Source organism: Hydrogenispora ethanolica (genome assembly GCF_004340685.1).
GTDB classification, from domain to species: domain Bacteria; phylum Bacillota; class UBA4882; order UBA8346; family UBA8346; genus Hydrogenispora; species Hydrogenispora ethanolica.
In genome coordinates this window covers 1-1,760 of sequence record NZ_SLUN01000083.1, presented here as the reverse complement: position 1 = coordinate 1,760, position 1,760 = coordinate 1, and the positions used below count along the sequence as shown (strand labels likewise).

General features: G+C 39.7%; 3 protein-coding genes. All 3 read right to left on the bottom strand.

Annotated features, from left to right (window positions below):
• Nucleotides 1-116: 116 nt before the first annotated feature.
• Nucleotides 117-374, bottom strand: coding sequence for an Imm32 family immunity protein (locus EDC14_RS26360; RefSeq protein WP_243663134.1), 258 nt, complete (start codon nucleotides 372-374; stop codon nucleotides 117-119).
• 311 nt (nucleotides 375-685) lie between these two features.
• A complete protein-coding gene (locus EDC14_RS26355) occupies nucleotides 686-898 on the bottom strand; it encodes a hypothetical protein (protein ID WP_132018391.1) in 213 nt (70 codons plus the stop codon).
• 13 nt (nucleotides 899-911) lie between these two features.
• A partial coding sequence (locus EDC14_RS26350) for an RHS repeat-associated core domain-containing protein (protein WP_132018388.1) occupies nucleotides 912-1,760 on the bottom strand: 849 nt, incomplete at its 5' end.

Genomic DNA, 1,760 nt, shown 5'->3' with positions numbered 1-1,760 from the left:
CCACTTCAAAGCCTTGTGCTTTCCCCTTGAAGGGGCAAGGGGTCGCACTTCGACTTTTTTCATTCTTTCGTTTGTCCCAGCTTTGTTGGGGTGGGTGGCTTATTCACGGAAACAAATTAAATTCTTTCAATAACCAATTCCGATGAACCATCTTGCAATAAATTAAACTCATCGAAATGAATATGATTCCCCGGTTCAACCCCTTCCTGCGCTAAAGTTAATAGACTCTGCGCAAGAGATGTTAACCCTTCTTTATTAGCTTTTAATAACATTGTATTACCAACTATTTTGCTTTCAACAATTGAACCATCTAACCACTCGATTGCAATTCCGTTGTTGGGTGAGTATTGTGCAATTTCAATTACTATCTTCATTTTCAGTCCTCCAAAAAACATGATTATTTTTTAAGCTTTATCGTACCTGTCATGGATTTTTTACGACCGTTCAAATATCAATATTTGCGTTATACCATACGTTCCTCATATAAGCGCCACTCTTTTTCCATTGCCAGAAAAGGAGTGGCGGATAGGTTGCTGGATAAAAAACCAGGTCCAGATTTGGGCCTAGTTAGTTAGGAATGCTATCATCTTTGATGTCTTTCTATTTTTATGTCTAAATGGAACTAAATTCTTGGTATATAAATTTGTTCAACCATGGTTTGTGCCCAATTAATTTCTATAAAAGTTTATTTTCCTCTAATCCCAAGAAGTGATATTAACCCTGTAATAAATCCTAAAATTGAGACAATCATAATAATTATCTCATTTATTGCTGCAGTTCTATCTGTAAACTTAAATCCCCAGACATTGTTCTGAAAAGATACCATAGATTTTGACAATTGTTTACGGAAGACAAACGCTAAAATCCAAATTCCTATTTCAATTATATGTAAAATCATTTTGAATCCCCCTTCATGGAACATAATACATTGTTAATGAAGCTCCTGGAGTTCCAAAACCATATTCACCAAACCCACTGCGCTGAGAAATATTATAACCCTTTTGAATTGCAATACCATAAGCACCTTGAAAAGCGGCGTTTAATCCCCGACATGAACGATAACTTCCAGAGCCAAACGTAATACTTACTGATACACCAGGCGTCATAAATCCTCCTCCACCATAAAAACGTGCTCCCGAGGAGTCTATTATCCACCCGAATGTACCACCAACACCCCAATAACCACCAGAAAAATTGAAATCCATATAATATCCATCGGGTACTCTTCCTCTTGCCGATATAGACAATGGATTATTCGAGTCCCAACTCATACCGGATATTTCTTTCCCTCTTTTTGTTCGTAAACTAAAATCGTACTTTTCATTCCTATTACCATTACTATCTATCCAAGTGTCGCGACTTGTTATAGAATGGTAGCTGCCATGCTGAGAATCATATTTTACATCATAATGATGGCCATCTGAGGTATGCACACTATGATATTCAGAATGATCTCGAGTAGACCAACTATCCCTATGCACCGAAAACTCACTACTCGTCCCCGGCGTTCCATCAATGTCAATTCTTAGTCCATCGGGATCCACCAAATTCACCGGATTATCCTCACAATACGCAAACCAATTATCTCCAGCTTTAATCGGATCCTGCGATATAAACCTCCCCACCTCCGGGTCGTAGAAACGGAACCCGAAGTAATCCAGCCCGGTCGTGGCATCCTCGGCCTTATCCGTAAACCGATACGCCGTCCCGTCCCCGGAAGCGAGCTCCTTCTCCCCATAGGGAGCGAACTTGTACTCCGC